This is a genomic window from Atribacter sp., from assembly GCF_035418125.1.
In the GTDB taxonomy this organism is placed as follows: domain Bacteria; phylum Atribacterota; class Atribacteria; order Atribacterales; family Atribacteraceae; genus Atribacter; species Atribacter allofermentans.
Map to the genome: position 1 here is coordinate 1 of NZ_DAOLQM010000179.1, position 4,566 is coordinate 4,566.

The window sequence follows — 4,566 nt, forward strand, 5'->3', positions numbered from 1 at the left end:
GATAGTGACTGAACCTCCAGTTGAGGGAGCTCCAAACTGGCCACCACCGATACAGCCACTGATAAAAGAAACCAATATTATTACTGATAAAAACAAAAACCGAAGTCTTTTTTTGTTCAAACTCAATCCCTCCTTTCGGGAAATTCATAAAATCATAATTATATATAGGGTAACCATTAGATAAAAGGCTAACCATAGGAAGATAGTACTAATTCAAGTCCCAAAAGGCACAAATTTTTGTTATAAAAAGTCCCGATGAGGCATTAAGTATTAGAAGTAATAATAAACCTTGTCAAGGATATGCCGGGTAAGGGAGGAAAAAGCCGTGAGGTTTTCATCTTTTTTATTTGTTGGGGAATTATGGAATCGGGATCAGTATTAAGAAGTGGGAAAGCTATCAATTATCAGTTTGAGATTATTTTTAAAAGAGGAGATCGTAATAATGATATTTGAAGAATACAATCATTTTAGTAAGTTAAGACGTTTTAAATCCTCTTCAGTCCATTTCGCCTGGTATTCTATCATTTTTTTCAGAGTCTTGGGAGGGAAAGTGTCTCCAGGATGATGGAAAGAAATTGTTATTTTCCTTCCATCAGGGTGATAGTAGCGCTGATGACTTCCTTTTTGATTTCGAAGGTAGAAACCATCTCTTGAGAGAGCGTTGATGATCTCACGAGCAGTGAGGTTTTTGAGCTTTTTGAAATTGATAGTCATTTTAAATAGTAACTATTGCTCGTGGTTCGGAAAATACCTCCACTTCTTCCTGAGGTTCTTTAGGAATAGGGATATGATCTTCTATTAATTCTTCAACCACCATTTCCACCACGTCTTGGATGTTTTTTAAAGCTTCTTCCTGAGTATAGCCCCAGGTGATAGCACCATATTTTTCCAAAATAGGACAATAAGCATGCCATCTATCCTCGTCGGGTTCAACTATAACTTTAAAAATATATGTTTTCATCTTTCTTGAACCTCCAAAAAACTCAGCTTTAGTATAAAAAATCCCTTCAAATCTGTCAATGTTCCTTTTATCACATCATTTTACAAGTTTATGATGATTAATCTTGTTTATCAGCTACCTCAAAGCAGCATGAAGGTTTATTCAAATAGATTACGGGCATGATAAATCAAACCCCTACAAAAGAATTAAAAAATGAAGGGGTACAATGTATTATACCCATTTTTTAATTAATGTAGCGACATGCCATGGTATGTCGTGTTTTGAATATTTTTCAAAAAAAATTTTAAAAGATGAGATTGCCACGTCACTGCGTTCCTCGCAATGACGGAAGAGCAGGATAAGATTCTCGTCGCATAATACGCTCCTCAAAATGATAGAGTGGGTGGATGAGATTGCCACGTCGTCCAACCTAGAAACGGTTGAACTTCTCGAAATGACGGAGCAGGAAAAAATTTAAATCCCCCTAACTCCCTTTGCTATAGGAGGAGATTGATTACCGAATAGTATTTTCATCCTCATCTGGTGCTACGAAAGCAGCATGAGGATCAGCAGCCAACGGCTATGCAGTGCTATCACCCAAAGCTGTGCTTTCCCGCGTGAGGATCTAATCCTTTATGATTTCTTTCTCCCCCTCGCCCCCTCGGGGCCTTTTGCCAATATTCCCCTCGTTTCCCTCGACATAGAACTTTCTTTTACTCTTTCACTCTTACCCAATCGGCTTGCCAAATGATAAGGTATTTAGGTTTTTCGATGAATTCGAGTTGGTAAGTTGTTAATTGAGTTATTAAATTGGTGGCGGAGGTAAGAATTTGTTGAAAAGTAAGAATAATATTAGGAACATTATCATCCGGTTGAGCTGTATCTGATAAATACTTAAGAAAATACTCTACTTGTGTCATATATCCTTTTAGGAAAAAGGGTTCGGCGTATTCCTGCCCGAGGGTTAAAAGATAAAGATTACTAGTTCCGCTTCGGTCCGAGGTAAAAAGGATCTGTTTTCCGTCCGGCGACCAGCAGGGTTCGGTATCCAAGCTTGGATTATCGGTTAGTTTTTGCTGGTTAGTTCCCCGAGTATCCATCAGGTATATTTCATAATTGTCATCCCGGTTGGTAGAAAAAGCGATCTGTGTTCCATCAGGCGACCAGGCTGGGTCGATATCATCAGCAGAATGTCGGGTGAGATTCCGAAAATTAGAACCATCGGCGTTCATGGTGAAAATATCATTGTTGCCATCTCGATGGGAAGTAAAAGCAATTTTGGTTCCATCGGGTGACCAGCAGGGATCTCCATCATCAAAACCATTTTCGGTGAGTCGCACCAAGTTATTGCCTTCTTTATCCATCAGGTATATTTCATAATTGTCATCCCGGTTGGTAGAAAAAGCAATCTGTGTTCCATCGGGTGACCAAGCCGGATTTTTATCATCAAAATCGTTATCAGTGAGGCGAGTGGTGGATTGGTCATCGAGACTCATCAGATAAATTTCCCCAGTGATATACCACAAAACATAAGCTGCCTTTTTCCCGTCTGGTGCCCATGATGGTTCCCACATTGTTACGGGTTTATTTTGTTGGTCGGGAAGGGTAGTGAAAAGCTTTTCTTCCTGCCAAGTGTTTTTGTTGATCGCTCGGATGAGGAAAACATTGGAACTGAATTCCTGGGAAAATATAATTTTCTCCGAGATAATTAAATTGTTTGGTTTTTCGGTAATAGGTTTGACTTCCTGCTCAACCGGAGGAGGTACAAGAGGAGGCAAAGTAAGTTGAACCATCGGAGGAGTTGATAGGGGAGGCAGGGTGAGCTGATCCAATGTTTGACTTTGAACTGGTATTGAAATTAAAGATAAACTCATTATAAGTAGAAAAAATAGAAAATTTTTCACGGCTAATTTCCTTTTGGCTGCCAGCAGGGATTCCAATCATCCTTAGGATTCTTAGTCAACCTGACTACCTCAGTTCCATCAGCTTTCATCCGGTAGATTTCATCGTTGCGATCCCGATTGGAGACAAAAAGGATGTAGTTTCCATCCGGCGACCAGGACGGCTCGGAATCGGTAAATCCATTTTTGGTTAAATTAACAACTTGTGCTCCATCGGCATTCATCAGGTATATTTCATAATTTCCATCCCGGTTGGAAGAGAAAGCAATTTTGGTTCCATCCGGTGACCACATGGGGCGATGGTCATCAGTAAAATTTTCAGTTAATCGAACTGGATCGGTTCCATCGGCATTCATCAGATATATTTCATAATTTCCATCCCGGTTGGAAGAGAAAGCAATTTTGGTTCCATCCGGTGACCAGGACGGTTCGACATCGTTGCTGGAGTCGTTGCTGATGTTGATTCGGTTGCTTCCATCAGCATTGATAATGTAGATTTCGCTATCCTGGGGATCATAAGTTGAACCAAAAAGATCAAAACTGGAGCTGGATGAAACACCAGGTTTGGACGAAAAAATGATTCGGGTTCCATCCGGAGACCAAGACGGATAACTTTTTTCCTCAGTGTCGCCGGTGATCATGATTTCTCCACTCCCATCGGCATTCATCAGGAAAATTTCGAAATGAAAGTCGATAAAGGATGTGAATACGATTTTATTTCCATCCGGTGACCAGGATGGTTGCCAGGCTAAAGTATGATGATTTCCAGTTAGAGGAGCAATATCGTTTCCATCAGGATTCATGACACAGATGGCAAAATCTCCTCCCCGTTTCTCGCTGGCGAATACAATTTTTCCCTTTGGAGGGGTGACTGAGGTTTTGGGAATTGATAACTTTTCTTGAAGTTCAGAAAAAGTCGGTATTTGGAGAGATTTTTTTGGTTGTTCGGGTGGGGTAGAAGGAGCAAGAAATATGGGAATGGAGGTTTTTTCTTGAAAACGAATGGAAGATATCATCTGACTGACTTGGTTCCAATAGTTCTCAATTTTTTGAGGTTCAGAAGTTAAAAGGAAACTATAGGCCTGATTCTCTTTTATGAGAACGGTTAAGACCCAGGCAAGCTGGTTATTTTGATAAATCCCGGTAAAAGGAACAGATAGGGCTTTTTGGTTAGCAATTGATACCTCGAAAGTATTCCCAATAGTTAGTTGGGTGATTTGGTTTTGGAAAGCATCCAGAGATTTTTTAAGATAGGCATCGTTGGTAACTGGTTGATCTAAATTTTCAACCGAACAGCTCAAATTATCTTGGAGATGATCATCATTTCCCTCGATTGGGGAAAAAAAGACTAAAAAATGACGATTTTGATGATCCTGGCTCACCGGTTTCCAACTGGGAGGATGTCGTAGAGTGAATTGGAGAATTTCGTCATTATAAGAAGTGAGTTCTTCCTGGACCGGTGGGAGCAAGGCTCCTTCAAAGCAGTAAGCTGGAAGACAAAAAAAGATGGACGTCAGGATTACACAGAATAAAAAAAGTGATGTCTTGAACAAAATAATTCCCCCCTCCTGTTTTTCCATCGTATTGTATCATTATAAATTCAATTTTGGGAATAACGTGAGTTGTGAGAAGTGAGTCGTGAGTTGAGAGGAGCAATAATTCCTACCTCATCCTTATTTTCTCCCATCGATAAAGACCTGAGGGGGAGAGGGGGGAAAAAAGAAT

At 40.1% G+C, this 4,566-nt stretch carries 4 protein-coding genes; all 4 read right to left on the reverse strand.

The features are described from left to right. Window positions 1-462: 462 nt before the first annotated feature. A complete protein-coding gene (locus PLK24_RS08640; protein ID WP_324478211.1) occupies window positions 463-714 on the reverse strand; it encodes a type II toxin-antitoxin system HicA family toxin in 252 nt (83 codons plus the stop codon). 1 nt (window position 715) lies between these two features. Then, window positions 716-961, reverse strand: coding sequence for a type II toxin-antitoxin system HicB family antitoxin (locus PLK24_RS08645; protein WP_324478213.1), 246 nt, complete (start codon window positions 959-961; stop codon window positions 716-718). Window positions 962-1,653: 692 nt separating this feature from the next. Beyond that, window positions 1,654-2,814: a TolB family protein gene (locus PLK24_RS08650; RefSeq protein ID WP_324478215.1), complete on the reverse strand. Its 1,161-nt coding sequence runs from the start codon at window positions 2,812-2,814 to the stop codon at window positions 1,654-1,656. A gap of 32 nt (window positions 2,815-2,846) precedes the next feature. Beyond that, entirely contained in the window at window positions 2,847-4,394 is a 1,548-nt protein-coding gene (locus tag PLK24_RS08655) for a TolB family protein (protein WP_324478217.1), read from the reverse strand. Window positions 4,395-4,566 lie beyond the last annotated feature (172 nt).